At 69.5% G+C, this 14,594-nt stretch carries 10 protein-coding genes; 7 read left to right on the top strand and 3 right to left on the bottom strand.

Annotated elements, in window-relative coordinates; all coding sequences use genetic code 11:
- Window positions 1-2: 2 nt before the first annotated feature.
- The gene (locus tag ACFYZL_RS24840) at window positions 3-929 is read left to right on the top strand and encodes a carbohydrate ABC transporter permease (protein ID WP_384744074.1); all 927 of its coding nucleotides are present in this window, start codon (window positions 3-5) and stop codon (window positions 927-929) included.
- 10 nt (window positions 930-939) lie between these two features.
- Here the strand turns inward: ACFYZL_RS24840 and ACFYZL_RS24835 are convergent, their stop codons facing one another.
- The 3 genes from ACFYZL_RS24835 to mgtA form a co-directional block, all read right to left on the bottom strand.
- Entirely contained in the window at window positions 940-1,815 is an 876-nt protein-coding gene (locus tag ACFYZL_RS24835) for a hypothetical protein (protein WP_388681730.1), read from the bottom strand.
- Between the two features lie 126 nt (window positions 1,816-1,941).
- On the bottom strand, window positions 1,942-2,655 hold the full coding sequence (locus ACFYZL_RS24830; protein WP_388681727.1) for an MgtC/SapB family protein: 714 nt from the start codon (window positions 2,653-2,655) through the stop codon (window positions 1,942-1,944).
- Window positions 2,656-2,670: 15 nt separating this feature from the next.
- Complete coding sequence (gene mgtA / locus ACFYZL_RS24825; protein WP_388681724.1) at window positions 2,671-5,391, bottom strand: magnesium-translocating P-type ATPase; 2,721 nt, start codon at window positions 5,389-5,391, stop codon at window positions 2,671-2,673.
- A gap of 563 nt (window positions 5,392-5,954) precedes the next feature.
- Here mgtA and ACFYZL_RS24820 point away from each other — a divergent pair.
- The 6 genes from ACFYZL_RS24820 to ACFYZL_RS24795 all read left to right on the top strand — a co-directional run bounded on the left by ACFYZL_RS24820 (window position 5,955) and on the right by ACFYZL_RS24795 (window position 14,442).
- Entirely contained in the window at window positions 5,955-7,169 is a 1,215-nt protein-coding gene (locus ACFYZL_RS24820; protein ID WP_384744068.1) for an ROK family protein, read from the top strand.
- A 129-nt stretch (window positions 7,170-7,298) separates the two neighbouring features.
- Entirely contained in the window at window positions 7,299-8,399 is a 1,101-nt protein-coding gene (locus ACFYZL_RS24815) for a sugar ABC transporter substrate-binding protein (RefSeq protein WP_384744067.1), read from the top strand.
- Between the two features lie 160 nt (window positions 8,400-8,559).
- Window positions 8,560-9,348, top strand: coding sequence for an ATP-binding cassette domain-containing protein (locus ACFYZL_RS24810; protein ID WP_030036503.1), 789 nt, complete (start codon window positions 8,560-8,562; stop codon window positions 9,346-9,348).
- Window positions 9,349-9,374: 26 nt separating this feature from the next.
- Window positions 9,375-10,661 carry a sugar ABC transporter permease gene (locus ACFYZL_RS24805; RefSeq protein ID WP_384578384.1) on the top strand — a complete coding sequence of 429 codons (1,287 nt, stop codon included), beginning with the start codon at window positions 9,375-9,377 and terminating at the stop codon, window positions 10,659-10,661.
- A gap of 240 nt (window positions 10,662-10,901) precedes the next feature.
- Window positions 10,902-12,818 (top strand): 1-deoxy-D-xylulose-5-phosphate synthase, encoded by a 1,917-nt coding sequence (gene dxs, locus ACFYZL_RS24800; RefSeq protein WP_384758445.1) that lies wholly within the window; start codon window positions 10,902-10,904, stop codon window positions 12,816-12,818.
- Window positions 12,819-12,957: 139 nt separating this feature from the next.
- The gene (locus tag ACFYZL_RS24795; RefSeq protein WP_384758448.1) at window positions 12,958-14,442 is read left to right on the top strand and encodes an amino acid permease; all 1,485 of its coding nucleotides are present in this window, start codon (window positions 12,958-12,960) and stop codon (window positions 14,440-14,442) included.
- Window positions 14,443-14,594 lie beyond the last annotated feature (152 nt).

Genomic DNA, 14,594 nt, shown 5'->3' with positions numbered 1-14,594 from the left:
TCATGACCACAGTGATCAAGGCTCCGGGGGAATCGGCCGCGGAGCGGTCCGGCGGGGCCGGACGGGCGAAGGAGCGGGACGGACGCCGCTCCGAGGGCGTGGTCCTCAACGTCTTCTCGCACGGCTTCCTCGTCCTCTGGGCGATAATGATCGTGCTTCCGCTGGTCTGGCTCGCCCTCGGCGCCTTCAAGACCGACGCGCAGATCGGCGGCTCGGCCCTCAGCTGGCCCTCGAACTGGCACTTCGACGCCTTCGGCCGGGCCTGGACCAAGGGCATCGGCGGCTACTTCGCGCACACCCTCATCGTGCTGGTGTTCTCGGTCCCGCTGACCATGCTGTTCGGCTCGATGGCCGCGTACGTACTGGCCCGCTACCCGTTCCCGGGCAACCGGGTCGTCTACTACTTCTTCGTCAGCGGGGCGATGTTCCCCGTGTTCCTGGCGCTCGTACCGCTCTTCTTCATGGTCAAGCGCTTCGACATGCTGAACACCTACCAGGGCCTGGTCCTGGTGTACGTCGCCTACTCGATGCCCTTCACCGTCTTCTTCATGCACACGTTCTTCCGGACGCTGCCGACGGCGATCCACGAGGCGGCCGTCATCGACGGGGCCTCCGACACCCGGATCTTCTTCCAGGTGATGCTGCCGATGGCCAAGCCCGGCCTGATCAGCGTCGGGATATTCAACGTCCTGGGCCAGTGGAACCAGTACATCCTGCCCGCCGTGCTGATGCAGCCGCAGAGCAGTGCGGACCCCGAGCGCTACATGCTCACCCAGGGACTGATCCAGCTCCAGTACCAGATGGGCTACGAGACGGACCTGCCGGTGCTGTTCGCCGGAGCCACCATCGCCGTCATCCCGATGCTGGCGGTCTACCTCTCCTTCCAGCGCCAGATCCAGGCGGGCCTCACCTCGGCGACGCTGAAGTAGCGTTTCGGCGTCAGGAGCCGCCGGTGGCCTTCCGGAGCTCGTACACCTTGCCGGAAGCCGGGTCGCCGACGGTCTGTTGGATCCAGGGTTTCCGGCCGGTGCCGCCGACGCTCCACGGCGCCGGCCAGGAGCAGCCCGCGATCTCCACGCGGACCTTCTGGGTCCACACGTCCCGCCCCGGTTCGTACGACCAGGTGCCGGAGCCCGTGCACTGGTGGGACGGGCCGCTCGGGTGGTCGAAGGGTTCGTGCTCGCCGATGTCGGAGGCCGTGACCCGGCCGTCCGACGTGAAGACCAGCTTTCCGCCCCGGTGGTCGACCCACGTGCCGGTCATGGTCTGCGGCCCGATCGCGGGCGGCCGGTACGTGGGGAGCAGGCCCGTCGCCAACCCGAGTGCGCCGAGGAGCCCGGTCCCCGCCACCACCGCCACGCCCCCCAGGGCCACCCGCCGGAACAAAGCGCTCCGGCGGGACCGGGCGATCAGGGCTCCCAGGGACAGCGAGGCGGTGGCCCCCGCCCAGAAGGCCGGCACGTCTCCCGCGCGCGGTGCGTTCTCCCCCGCCCAGACGGCGAGGGGGAGTGCCAGCAGGGCCGCCATCACAGGCGGCACCCACCACCACTCGCGTCCGCCGACCCGGCGTGCCAGCAGACCGGCCAGCAGGACCGTCGGCAGCACGAACAGCAGCGACAGCAGGAACGCGATCACGCCGACGAGGGTGCCGAAGGGGAAGAGGGCCGCGGCCAGGGCACCCCAGTCGAAGGGGATTCCCGATACCGGCTGCGTCCGCGTGTAGAGCAGGAGCGCCACGACAGCGAGCGCGACCTCCAGGTATCCCACCAGCACCGAGACAAGCAGGATCCGTCCGTACGACCGTCTCTGATGCACGGTCATTCCCCCCTCGTGGCACGGCGGACGAACACGTCCGCCCGGCCCGCAGCGTCGTGGATCCATACTGCCGGCCGGGCTGAACGTGTTCAATTCATTCTTCGTGCCGGCCCCGCGGGGCCGGTCTCACGCGGGCACCGCCGACCAGCTGACCGCCGACACCGAAGGGTCGAGCGAGAGGTTGCTCACCGCCTCCTCCAGCATCCGGTCGTCGCGCCGGCCCTCGGCGCTGAGCAGGGCCGAGACCGTCACCTTCCCGGCCTCCGGGGCGTCCCGACTGCGGATCTCCCGGAGCGTGTAGCCGGGGCGACCGAGGGCGTCGACCAGCCGGTGGCGGATGTGGGCCTCCTCCGACTCCCGGCACACCGCCTCGAAGTGGTAGTCGGTGACCACCTCGTCACCACCGCGCGGTTCGCGGTCGAGGCGCCGTCCCAGCGGGCGCAGCAGGAGATTGGCCCCCACCACGCCCACCGTGCCGAAGGCGGCCAGGACGAACATCCCGGCCCCGGCCAGGCAGCCCACGGCCGCCGAACACCACAGGGTGGCGGCCGTGTTCAGGCCCCGTACGCTCAGGCCGTCGCGCATGATCACGCCGGCGCCGAGGAAACCGATCCCGGACACGATCTGGGCGGCGACGCGCGAGCCGTCGTACCGCACCTCGGCGACCTCGCCGATGAACCCGTACTGCGAGAGCAGCACGAACAGTGCCGCGCCGCCCGCCACCAAGGCGTTGGTCCGCAGTCCCGCCAGCCGGGCCCGCCACTGCCGTTCCAGCCCGATCGCGGCCCCGAACCCGAGTGCCGCCGCCAGGTGCCCGGCCATGGTCCACTCGCTCGTCATGGGCTCGCCCCCCTCTCAGAGCCAGGTGCCGAACCGGCGGACGTACCAGGTCTTCACCAGCTGGGTCAGCGTGCAGTAGGCGAGGAGCACGCCGATCAGCCACGGGAAGTAGCTCGCCGGCAGGGCGACGAAGCCCAGGGAGGAGGCCAGCGGCGAGAAGGGCAGCCAGAGCCCGGTCAGCACCGCGAGGACCGTCATCACCATCACCGGCCAGGAGGCGCGCGACTGGATGAAGGGGATCTTCCGGGTGCGGATCATGTGGACGACCAGGGTCTGCGAGAGCAGGCCCTCGATGAACCAGCCGGACTGGAACAGGGACTGGCTCGCCTCGCTGTCGGCGGCGAAGACGTTCCACATGATCACGAACATCGCGATGTCGAAGATCGAGCTGATGGGTCCGATGGTGAGCATGAAGCGGAGGATGCCCTTGGCGTCCCAGTTGCGGGGCTTGCGGAGGTACTCCTCGTCCATCCGGTCCCACGGGGTCGCCAGCTGCGCGATGTCGTAGACCAGGTTCTGGACCAGGAGCATGATCGCGAGCATCGGCTGGAACGGGATGAAGGCACTCGCCACCAGCACCGAGAAGACGTTGCCGAAGTTCGAAGAGGCCGTCATCTTGATGTACTTGATCGTGTTGCCGAAGGTGGTGCGGCCCTGGAGGACGCCCTGTTCCAGGACGGTGAGGTCCTTCTCCAGCAGGATGATGTCCGCCGACTCCTTGGCGATGTCGACGGCCGTGTCCACCGAGATGCCGACATCGGCGTCGCGCAGCGCCGCCGCGTCGTTGATGCCGTCCCCGAGGAAGCCGACCGTGTGTCCGCCGGCCTGCAGGGCCCGTACGATCCGGGCCTTCTGGACCGGGTTGACCTTGGCGAAGACCGTCGTACGGGCGGCCAGTTCGCGCAGCTGCGTCTCGTCGAGGCCGTTGGTCTCGGCGCCGAGCACCACGTGCCCGACCTCGATGCCGACGTCGGCGCAGACCCGGGCGGCCACGAGGTCGTTGTCGCCGGTGACCACCTTGACCGCGATGCCCTTGTCGGCGAGCGCCCGCAGGGCCCGGGCGGCGTCGGCCTTCGGCGGGTCGAGGAAAGCGAGGAAGCCGACCAGCGTCAGCCCGTCCTCGTCGGCGACCGTGTAGGTGTCGCGCGGGCTGTCGACCGTACGGGTGGCGACGGCGAGGACCCGCAGGCCGCGGCGGTTGTTGTCCTCGGCGATCCGGGTGACGTGCCACCGCAGCTGATCGGTCAGCTCGACGCGCTCGCCGCGGTCGCGCATGTGGGTGCAGAGCTCCAGGACCTCTTCGACCGCACCCTTGGTGATCATGACGTGTTCGGGGCGGCCGGGGCCGCCCACCAGGGACCTGCGGTCCAGGACGACCGACATCCGGCGCCGGGCGAAGTCGAAGGGGATCTCGTCGACCATCGAGAACCGTGCGTCGACGACAACCTCCTCGGCCTCGCCCACGCGGTCGATGACCGCCTGGTCCATCAGGTTGCGCAGGCCCGTCTGGAAGTGGGCGTTGAGGTAGCCGTACTCCAGGACCTCGTCGTCCTCGTTGCCGTGCACGTCCAGGTAGCGGTCGAGGACGATCCGGTCCTCGGTGAGCGTGCCGGTCTTGTCCGTGCAGAGCACGTCCATCGCGCCCAGGTTCTGGATGGCGCCCAGCCGCTTGACGACCACCTTGCGCCGGGACATGGCCACCGCGCCGCGCGCCAGGTTGGCGGAGACGACCATCGGCAGCATCTCGGGGGTCAGCCCGACGGCGACGGCGATGCCGAAGAGGAAGGCCTCGTCCCAGTCGCCCTTGGTCAGACCGTTGACCATGAAGACCACCGGGACCATGACCAGCATGAAGCGGATCAGCAGGAAGCTGACCCTGCGCACGCCGTGGTCGAAGTTGGTCTGCGGGCGCTCCCCGACGAGCGAGCCGGCCATCGAGCCGAAATAGGTGTCGGAGCCGGTGGCGACCACGACTCCGGTGGCGGTGCCGGAGGTCACCGAGGTCCCCATCAGGCAGAGGTTGTCGGCCTCGACCGGGTCGGTGGTCTCCCGCTGGCCGAGGTCGTCCGCGCGGGTGTCGGCCTTGGGGACGGGCAGGGACTCCCCGGACAGGGCGGCCTGGCCGACCATCAGGTCCTTGGAGCCGATCAGCCGCAGGTCGGCCGGGATCAGGTCCCCGGCGGCCAGCTTGACCACGTCGCCCGGGACGACCTGGTCCATCGGGATCTCGAAGGTGGTGGGCGCGGATCCGCTGCCGGCCCGGCGCTGTACCGCGCAGGTGGTGGTGACGAGCTTCTTCAGCGCGTCGGCGGCCCGGCCCGAGCGGTACTCCTGCCAGAAGCGCAGCAGCCCGCTGATCCCCACCATCACGGAGAGGATGACGACGCCCGGATCCGCCGGGTCCTGCCAGTACATGACGACGGCCAGGAAGACCAGGACGCCGATGAAGGGGTTCCAGTACGCCTTCCCCAGCTGGACGAACCAGGCGGGGGTGCGCTCCTGGGCGACGGTGTTGGCGCCGTGGTGCTCCAGGCGCAGCGCGGCCTCGGCGTGGGTGAGGCCGTCCAGGGAGGAGTCCACGTCCTGGAGGACCAGGGCGCGCGGGCGGGCACTGGTCGCGGCGAGGCGCTCGCCGACGAGCCGGGTACGGGACTCGAGCTCGGCGGTCTTGCGCTCGCGGCGGGTCCGGCCCGGCGGTGCGAGCTTCGTGGGGGTACGGGGGGTGAGCATGGTCATGACGAATACCTCCCTCCACGGTGTCCGGGCAGCGCGGAGCCGAGCGGTCACGTGGAGTGATCATGGGTCGGCGCGGGGCGGCACGGAGGCCGTCGGGCGCCGATGGGCATGGACGACACATGCCTGACAGGACAGTCAGGGCATGCGGAGGGAATACTGAAGAGCACGGAAGCGCGGCGTACCGCGGCCGTGCGCAGCTCGACGAAGGGTCAGCCGATCACAAGGGGTCAGCGGACGGGAGCACGGCGAAGACTTCGATCGGGACTCATCCCGAACACCTCCTCGCCCAGTGCCGTCAAGACATGGCGCCCGATCCGGCCGGAAAGGCCGCAGAGGACCGGCGCCTGGTCGACCGTAACACGCTCACGGCGACCGGTTCTCTCCCCCTTTTGGCCAGGAACGGCCGTTTCGTGGTGCGTCACCCTCTTGACGTGCCGATGCGCAAAGGCTCGACTTAAGGTTCACAAGTTGGAGAGACGCCGGGGTCTCGGGGCGTGAAGCCACGACGGTTCCCGGCCGGGGGGCGACGCTGGCCGTCGCTTATGGGCAGGAGTGGATGAGTCGTGCAGACTCCCGGATCGCAGTCCTCGCTGCATCGCGCGAATCTCGAACGGGTCGTGCGGGCGGTGCGGCTCTCGGGTTCGCTGACCCAGGCGGAGATCGCCCGCACCACCGGACTGTCGGCGGCCACGGTCTCCAACATCGTCCGGGAACTCAAGGACGGCGGGACCGTCGAGGTCACGGACACCTCGGCCGGCGGGCGCAGGGCGCGCAGCGTCTCGCTCAGCGGTGACGCGGGGATCGTCATCGGCGTCGACTTCGGCCACACCCACCTGCGGGTGGCGGTCGGCAACCTCGCCCACCAGGTGCTCGCCGAGAAGGCGGAGCCGCTCGACGTCGACGCCTCCTGGACGCAGGGCTTCGACCTGGCGGAATCGCTGGTCGGACGACTGGTCGCGGACATAGGCGTCGGCCTGGACAAGGTCATCGGCGTGGGGCTCGGCGTCCCCGGCCCCATCGACGTGGAGTCCGGAACCCTGGGATCGACCGCGATCCTGCCCGGCTGGGCGGGCATCAACCCCCGCGAGGAACTCGCGCGCCGCCTCGGGGTGCCGGTCTACGTGGACAACGACGCGAACCTCGGGGCCCTCGGTGAACTCGTTTGGGGTAGTGGGCGCGGGGTGAAGGACCTGGCCTACATCAAGGTGGCCAGCGGCGTGGGCTCCGGCCTGGTGATCAACGGCCAGATCTACCGCGGACCGGGGGGCACCGCGGGCGAGATCGGGCACATCACGCTCGACGAATCCGGCCCGGTCTGCCGCTGCGGCAACCGCGGCTGCCTGGAGACCTTCGCCGCGGCGCGGTACGTGCTGCCGCTCCTCCAGGGCACGCACGGACCGGAGTTGACGATGGAGCGCGTGGTCGAGCTGGCCCGCGAAGGGGACCCGGGCTGCCGCCGGGTGATCACGGACGTGGGCCGCCACATCGGCAGTGGCGTGGCCAGTCTGTGCAACCTCCTGAACCCGAGCCGGGTGGTGCTGGGCGGCTCGCTCGCCGACGCGGGTGAACTCGTACTGGCCCCCATCCGTGAATCAGTGGGGAGGTACGCGATCCCGAGCGCCGCACGGCAGTTGTCCGTCCTCACCGGCTCCCTGGGCGGCCGCGCGGAGGTACTGGGCGCGCTGGCCCTCGTGCTCAGCGAGATGGGCGATTCGACGCTTTTGTCGGACCATGGAAGTGGAGTGCGAGCTCCCGCCGTCTTGTCTTCAGGTAGATAACGGATGGCACCGTTGTCATCTCGTTAAGGATTCACTCCTTGACGGCAAAACGCGGCCGGGGTTGACTCACATCCACCTCGGCCGCAGCGTTGCGGCCTCGTCAGGGAGGTTCAAGTAATGAACACGCGTATGCGCAGAACCGCTGTTGCCGTCGCCGCCGGTGCCATGGCCGTCTCGCTCGCCGCCTGCGGCAGCGCCAAGGAGGCCGGGGGCGGTACCAAGTCCTCCTCCGCCCCCGCGACGGGCGACGCGATCAAGGTCGGTCTGCTCCTGCCCGAGAACCAGACCGCGCGCTACGAGAAGTTCGACAAGCCGCTCATCGAGAAGCAGGTCAAGGCGCTGACCGGCGGCAAGGGCGAGGTCGTCTACGCCAACGCCAAGCAGGACGCGACCACGCAGAACTCGCAGGTCGACACGATGATCACCAACAAGGTGAACGTCCTGATCATCGACGCCGTGGACTCCAAGGCCATCGCCGGCTCGGTCAAGAAGGCCAAGGACGCCGGCATCCCGGTCGTCGCCTACGACCGCCTGGCCGAGGGCCCGATCGACGCCTACACCTCCTTCGACAACGAAGAGGTCGGCAAGGTCCAGGGCAAGGCGCTCCTGGAAGCGCTGGGCGACAAGGCCAAGTCCGGCGACATCGTCATGATGAACGGTTCCGTCACCGACCCGAACGCCGCGCTGTTCAAGAAGGGCGCGCACTCCGAGCTCGACGGCAAGGTGAACGTCGGCAAGGAGTACGACACCGTCGAGTGGAAGCCGGAGAACGCCAACACCAACATGGCGGCCGCGCTCTCCGCGCTCGGCAAGGACAAGGTCATCGGCGTCTACTCCGCCAACGACGGCATGGCCGGCGGCATCATCACCGCCCTCAAGGCCGCCGGCGTCTCCCCCCTGCCGCCGGTCACCGGCCAGGACGCCGAACTCGCCGGTGTGCAGCGGATCGTCGCGGGCGAGCAGTTCATGAGCGTCTACAAGCCGTACGCCCCCGAGGCCGAGGCCGCCGCCAAGATGGCCGTCGCCCTCGCCAAGGGCGGGAAGGCCGAAGGCAGCACCTCCACGGTGGACAGCCCCACCACCAAGGGCGTCGCGGCCGTCCTGATCCCGGTCGTCTCGCTGACCAAGGCCAACATCAAGGACACCGTCGTCAAGGACGGCGTCTACACGGTCGACGAGATCTGCACCGACAAGTACGCGGCCGCCTGCGCCGCCATCGGCCTGAAGTAGCGGCCCCCGCCGCCTCCCCGCGAGGCGGCCCCACGTACCTGACCGGCGCCCCGCCCCTCCTCACCCCGCCACCCGGCGGGGCGCCGGGCAGAAACGTTCCCCCATTCGCCCCGCTCCTGCTCTTCTGCACGACATCCCCGCCGGTCAGGCGGCGAAGGAGATGGTTCATGTGTCCGCTGCGCCCGTGCTGGCGTTGCGAGGGGTCTCGAAGCGGTTCGGCGCCGTTCAGGCCCTGACCGACGTAGAACTCGAGATCCACTCCGGTGAAGTGGTCGCCCTGGTCGGCGACAACGGCGCCGGCAAGTCCACGCTGGTCAAGACGATCGCCGGCGTGCACCCCATCGATGACGGAGTCATCGAGTGGGAGGGGCGACCGGTTTCCATCGGCAAGCCCCACGACGCCCAGAACCTGGGCATCGCCACGGTCTACCAGGACCTGGCGCTGTGCGACAACATCGACGTCGTCGGCAACCTGTTCCTCGGCCGGGAACTCAAGAAGTTCGGCGTCCTCGACGAGGTGGAGATGGAGCGCCGCGCCCGCGAGCTCCTGACCACGCTGTCCATCCGGATCCCCAGTGTGCGGATCCCCATCGCCTCGCTGTCGGGCGGTCAGCGCCAGACCGTGGCGATCGCCCGTTCCATGCTGGGCGAGCCCCAGCTCGTCATCCTCGACGAGCCCACCGCCGCCCTCGGCGTCGAGCAGACCGCCCAGGTGCTCGACCTGGTGGAGCGGCTGCGCGAGCGCGGCCACGCCGTCATCCTCATCAGCCACAACATGGCCGATGTGAAGGCCGTCGCCGACAAGGTGGCGGTCCTGCGGCTGGGCCGCAACAACGGTGTCTTCAACGTCGCCGACACCTCGCAGGAAGAGATCATCTCCGCCATCACCGGTGCCACGGACAACGCCGTGACCCGCCGGGCGGCCCGCACCTCGGAGGCCGGCAAGTGAGCACCCAGAACCCTGCCACCGGTCCACTGGACAAGGGCGCCGTCGCGCAGGAGCACATCGACCCGGTCAACCCGGCGGCCGCGCACGACGCGATCCCGGCCGTGGACCCCCGCCTGCTCGTCAGGGAAGAGGGCCTCGCCGGGTACGTGGGCGAGTTCAAGCGCAAGATGAAGGCCGGCGACCTGGGTTCCCTCCCGGTCGTCATCGGCCTGATCGTCATCTGGTCGATCTTCCAGGGGTTGAACTCGAACTTCCTCTCCCCGGAGAACCTGACCAACATCGCGATCACGATGACCGGCACCGGCATGATCGCCATCGGCATCATCTTCGTGCTGCTGCTCGGTGAGATCGACCTCTCGGTCGGCTCGGTCAGCGGTGTCTCGGGAGCGATCGTCGCCGTCCTCGCCGTCACCCACGGCGTGAACGAATGGCTGGCCATCCTGCTCGCCATCGTCGGAGGCGCCCTGATCGGCTGCATCCACGGCTTCTTCTTCGCCAAGGTCGGCGCCCCGGCCTTCGCCGTCACCCTGTCGGGCCTGCTCTTCTGGCTCGGCGCGATGCTGCAGATCCTCGGCAGCAACGGCACGATCAACATCGACTCCGACGGCGTGGTCGGCCAACTGACCACGTACTTCTTCTCGGACGTGGCCGTCGCCTACGGGTTGGCCGCGCTCGCGGTGGCCGGCTACTTCGTTGCGGCCTTCCTCGACGCGAGGCGCCGCGAGGCCGCCGGGATGCCCTCCCGGCCGCTCACCGAGGTCCTGCTGCGCACCGGCCTGCTCGCCGTGTGCGCGTTCGCTCCCGCCGTGCTGTTCAACCAGTACAAGGGCCTGCCGCTCGCGGTGGTGCTCTTCCTGCTGGCCCTGGTCGTCACGGACTTCCTGCTGCGCCGCACGACCTTCGGGCGAAACGTTTTCGCACTGGGCGGCAGCGTCGAGGCCTCCCGCCGTGCGGGCATCAACGTCACCCGCATCCGGATCACGGTCTTCGCGATCTCCAGCACCTTCGCCGCCATCGGCGGCCTGTTCTGGGCCTCCAAGATCGCGGCGGCCAACCAGAGCGCCGGCGCCGGCGACCTGCTGATGAACGTGATCGCGGCGGCCGTCATCGGCGGCACCAGCCTCTTCGGTGGCCGGGGTCGGACCTGGAACGCCCTCCTCGGCGTCATGGTCATCGTCTCGATCCAGTACGGTCTGGCCCTGGAGGGCATCGCCACTCCGATCCAGTACATGATCACCGGTGCGGTGCTGCTGGCGACCGTGGTCATCGACTCGGTCACCCGCAAGACGCAGAAGACGGCCGGACGCGCCTGACGGCCACCCCGCCGACGCGTCCGACAGCACATGCCCGGTGCCACCTCGTGTGGCGCCGGGCATCCGTGCGTACATATGTACGTACGCCTGTGCGGGTATACGCCCGTATGTGAGGTATGACTTCACGCAGGTGCGTCCATGTATGACAAAGGCGTGACTCGGGCGGGACGGCCCGATGACCGCATCCGCGAGCGGAACATTAGACTCGACAGACCAGCAAGCAACTGCAAGGAGGCACGGGTGCTGCTGACCCGCATCAAGGGACCGCGCGATCTGGACCGGCTCAGCCAGGAGGAGCTCGAACAGCTCGCCGCCGAGATCAGGTCCTTCCTCGTCGACGCCGTCTCCAAGACCGGCGGGCACCTCGGCCCCAACCTCGGGGTGGTCGAACTGACGATCGCCCTGCACCGGGTCTTCGACTCGCCCAAGGACAAGGTCCTCTTCGACACGGGCCACCAGGCCTACGTCCACAAGCTGCTCACGGGCCGCCAGGACTTCGCGGGCCTGCGCGCCAAGGGGGGCCTCTCCGGCTACCCCTCGCGCGCCGAGTCCGACCACGACGTGATCGAGAACTCGCACGCCTCCACCGTGCTGGGCTGGGCCGACGGCATCGCCAAGGCCAACGAGGTGCTCGGCCGCGAGGACCACCACGTCGCCGCCGTCATCGGCGACGGCGCGCTCACCGGTGGCATGGCCTGGGAGGCGCTGAACAACATCGCCGCCGCCAAGGACCGCCCCCTCGTCATCGTCGTCAACGACAACGAGCGCTCGTACGGCCCCACCATCGGCGGCCTCGCGAACCACCTGGCGACCCTGCGCACCACGGACGGCTACGAGCGTTTCCTCGCCCGCGGCAAGGACCTGCTGGAGCGCACCCCGGTCGTCGGCAAGCCCCTCTACGAGACCCTGCACGGCGCCAAGAAGGGCCTGAAGGACTTCATCGCCCCGCAGGGCATGTTCGAGGACCTGGGCCTGAAGTACATCGGCCCCATCGACGGCCACGACATCGAGGCCCTGGAGTCCGCCCTGCAGCGCGCCAAGCGCTTCAGCGGCCCGGTCATCGTGCACTGCCTCACCCAGAAGGGCCGGGGCTACGAACCGGCCGTCCAGGACGAGGCGGACCGTTTCCACGCGGTCGGCGTCATCCACCCGGACACCGGTCTGCCCGTCAGCACCGACGCCGCCAGCTGGACCTCCGTCTTCGCCGACGAGATGGTCAGGCTCGGCAAGGAGCGCAAGGACATCGTCGCCATCACCGCGGCCATGCTCCAGCCCGTCGGCCTGAAGAAGTTCGCGGACGCCTACCCCGACCGCATCTTCGACGTCGGCATCGCCGAGCAGCACGGCGCCACTTCGGCGGCGGGCCTGGCGACCGGCGGCGCCCACCCGGTCTTCGCGGTGTACGCCACCTTCCTCAACCGCGCCTTCGACCAGGTCCTGATGGACGTGGCCCTGCACAAGTGCGGCGTCACCTTCGTGCTGGACCGCGCCGGTGTCACCGGCACCGACGGCGCCTCCCACAACGGCATGTGGGACATGTCCATCCTCCAGGTCGTCCCGGGCCTGCGCCTCGCCGCCCCGCGTGACGCCGAACAGCTGCGCGCCCAGCTGAACGAGGCCGTCCTGGTGAAGGACGCGCCGACCGTGGTGCGCTTCTCCAAGGGCGTCGTCGGCCCGGCCGTCCCGGCCGTCGGCCGGATCGGCGGCATGGACGTGCTGCGCGCCCCGTCGGCCGAAGTCACCCGTCCGGACGTACTCGTCGTCTCGGTCGGCGCGCTCGCCCCGATGTGCCTGGAGATCGCCGACCTGCTCGACAAGCAGGGCATCTCCTCCACCGTGGTCGACCCCCGTTGGGTCAAGCCGGTGGACGAGGCGCTCGCGCCCCTGGCGGACCGCCACCGCGTGGTCGTCACCGTCGAGGACAACGGCCGCGCCGGCGGTGTCGGCTCGGCCGTCGCCCAGGCCCTGCGGGACGCGGGCGTCGACGTACCGCTGCGCGACTTCGGCATTCCGCAGCGCTTCCTCGACCACGCCACCCGCAAGGAGGTCATGGCCGAGATCGGGCTGACCGCTCCGGACATCGCGCGCCAGGTCACCGGCCTGGTCGCCAAGCTGGACGGCCGCTACGACAACGAGCCGGCCGCCGCCGTGGACTAGTCCGAGCCGGCCGGGCAGCGGCCACTAGATCGCCGCGCGGTTGCACGTCACGGGCCGGGAGATCACTCTTGAAGAGTGGGCCTCCCGGCCCGTTCGCGTGCGTCGACACCTGTTCGGAGGTGTGTCGGTGAGCAGGGATATGAACAGCCCCTTCCGCACCAAGACGGTGGAGCAGTCCATCCGTGACACGGAGGAGCCGGAACACGCGCTCCGCAAGTCGCTCTCCGCCTGGGACCTGACGGTGTTCGGTGTGGGTGTCATCATCGGCACCGGCATCTTCGTCCTCACGGGCATCGCGGCCCGCAACAACGCCGGCCCGGCCACGTCCCTCTCGTTCGTGGCGGCCGGCATCGTCTGCGCCCTCGCGGCGCTCTGCTATGCCGAGTTCGCGTCCACCGTGCCGGTCGCCGGTTCGGCGTACACCTTCTCGTACGCCTCGATCGGCGAGCTGCCCGCCTGGATCATCGGCTGGGACCTGGTACTCGAATTCGCCCTGGGCACCGCGGTGGTGGCGGTCGGCTGGTCCGGGTACGTGCGCCATCTCATGCACACCAACCTGGGCTGGGACCTGCCCACCGCACTGTCCGGCCCGGACGCGGGAGGCCATTTCGACCTGTTGGCCTTCCTGCTGATCCTGGCGCTGACCGCGATCCTGGTCGTCGGGACGAAGCTCTCGGCCCGGATCACCGCGATCGTGGTCGCCATCAAGGTCACCGTGGTGCTGCTCGTCATCATCGCGGGCCTGTTCTTCATCAAGGCCGACAACTACTCCCCGTTCATCCCGCCGGCCCAGCCACAAGAGGCGGGCAGCGGCCTGCACACGCCGCTGGTCCAGCTGCTGTTCGGCTACGCGCCGACCAACTTCGGCGTCATGGGCATCTTCACCGCGGCCTCGCTCATCTTCTTCGCCTTCATCGGCTTCGACGTCGTGGCGACCGCCGCCGAGGAGACGAGGAACCCCCAGCGGGACATGCCGCGCGGCATCCTCGGCTCGCTGTTCATCTGCACCCTGCTCTACGTCGCCGTGACGATCGTGGTCACCGGCATGCAGAAGTACTCGGAGATGTCACCGACCGCCCCGCTGGCCGAGGCCTTCAAATCGGTGAACCAGCCGTTCTTCTCCGGTGCCATCAGCCTCGGTGCGGCCGTCGGCCTGATCACCGTCAGCATGATCCTGCTGCTCGGCCAGACCCGCGTGTTCTTCGCGATGAGCCGTGACGGGCTGCTGCCGCGCACCTTCTCCGTCACGCACCCCAAGTACCGCACCCCGTACCGGGCGACGATCCTGCTCGGCGTGATCATCGCCGTCGTGGCGGGCTTCACCAGCCTGGAGAAGCTCGCGGAACTGGTGAACATCGGCACGCTGTTCGCCTTCGTGCTCGTCGCCCTCGGCGTGATCATCCTGCGCCGGACCCGTCCCGACCTGCACCGGGCGTTCCGCTGCCCGTGGGTGCCGGTGATCCCGATCCTGTCGATCGCGGCCTCGTTCTGGCTGATGCTCAACCTGCCGGCCGAGACCTGGATCCGATTCGGCATCTGGATGGTCATCGGCATCGTCGTCTACTTCGCGTACGGACGCAGCCACAGCCGCCTCGGCAAGGCCGGCCAGGAAGCGAAGTTCTAGACGCCCGCGAACCGGGCGAGCACCACACGAAGGAGCCGGGGGGGCGGGGGGCCCCGGGGGGCGGGGCCGCGGGGGGGGGGGGGCCCGGGGGGGGGGGGGGGGGGGGGGGGCGTGGGGGGCGGGCGAGGCGGGCGGGGCGGGGGGGGGGGGCG

This window comes from Streptomyces sp. NPDC001717, assembly GCF_042892775.1.
Lineage (GTDB): Bacteria > Actinomycetota > Actinomycetes > Streptomycetales > Streptomycetaceae > Streptomyces.
Note: the sequence above shows the minus strand (reverse complement) of the source record. Positions and strands in the feature narration are given on the sequence as shown.

Excerpts from the sequence above, each read along its gene's own strand:
- ACFYZL_RS24840 (WP_384744074.1), top strand. The coding sequence starts at position 3 with ATGACCACAGTGATCAAGGCTCCGGGGGAATCGGCCGCGGAGCGGTCC.
- ACFYZL_RS24830 (WP_388681727.1), bottom strand. The coding sequence starts at position 2,655 with ATGACGAGCGAGTGGACCATGGCCGGGCACCTGGCGGCGGCACTCGGG.
- ACFYZL_RS24795 (WP_384758448.1), top strand. The coding sequence starts at position 12,958 with ATGAACAGCCCCTTCCGCACCAAGACGGTGGAGCAGTCCATCCGTGAC.
- ACFYZL_RS24810 (WP_030036503.1), top strand. The coding sequence starts at position 8,560 with ATGGTTCATGTGTCCGCTGCGCCCGTGCTGGCGTTGCGAGGGGTCTCG.
- ACFYZL_RS24815 (WP_384744067.1), top strand. The coding sequence starts at position 7,299 with ATGCGCAGAACCGCTGTTGCCGTCGCCGCCGGTGCCATGGCCGTCTCG.
- mgtA (WP_388681724.1), bottom strand. The coding sequence starts at position 5,391 with ATGACCATGCTCACCCCCCGTACCCCCACGAAGCTCGCACCGCCGGGC.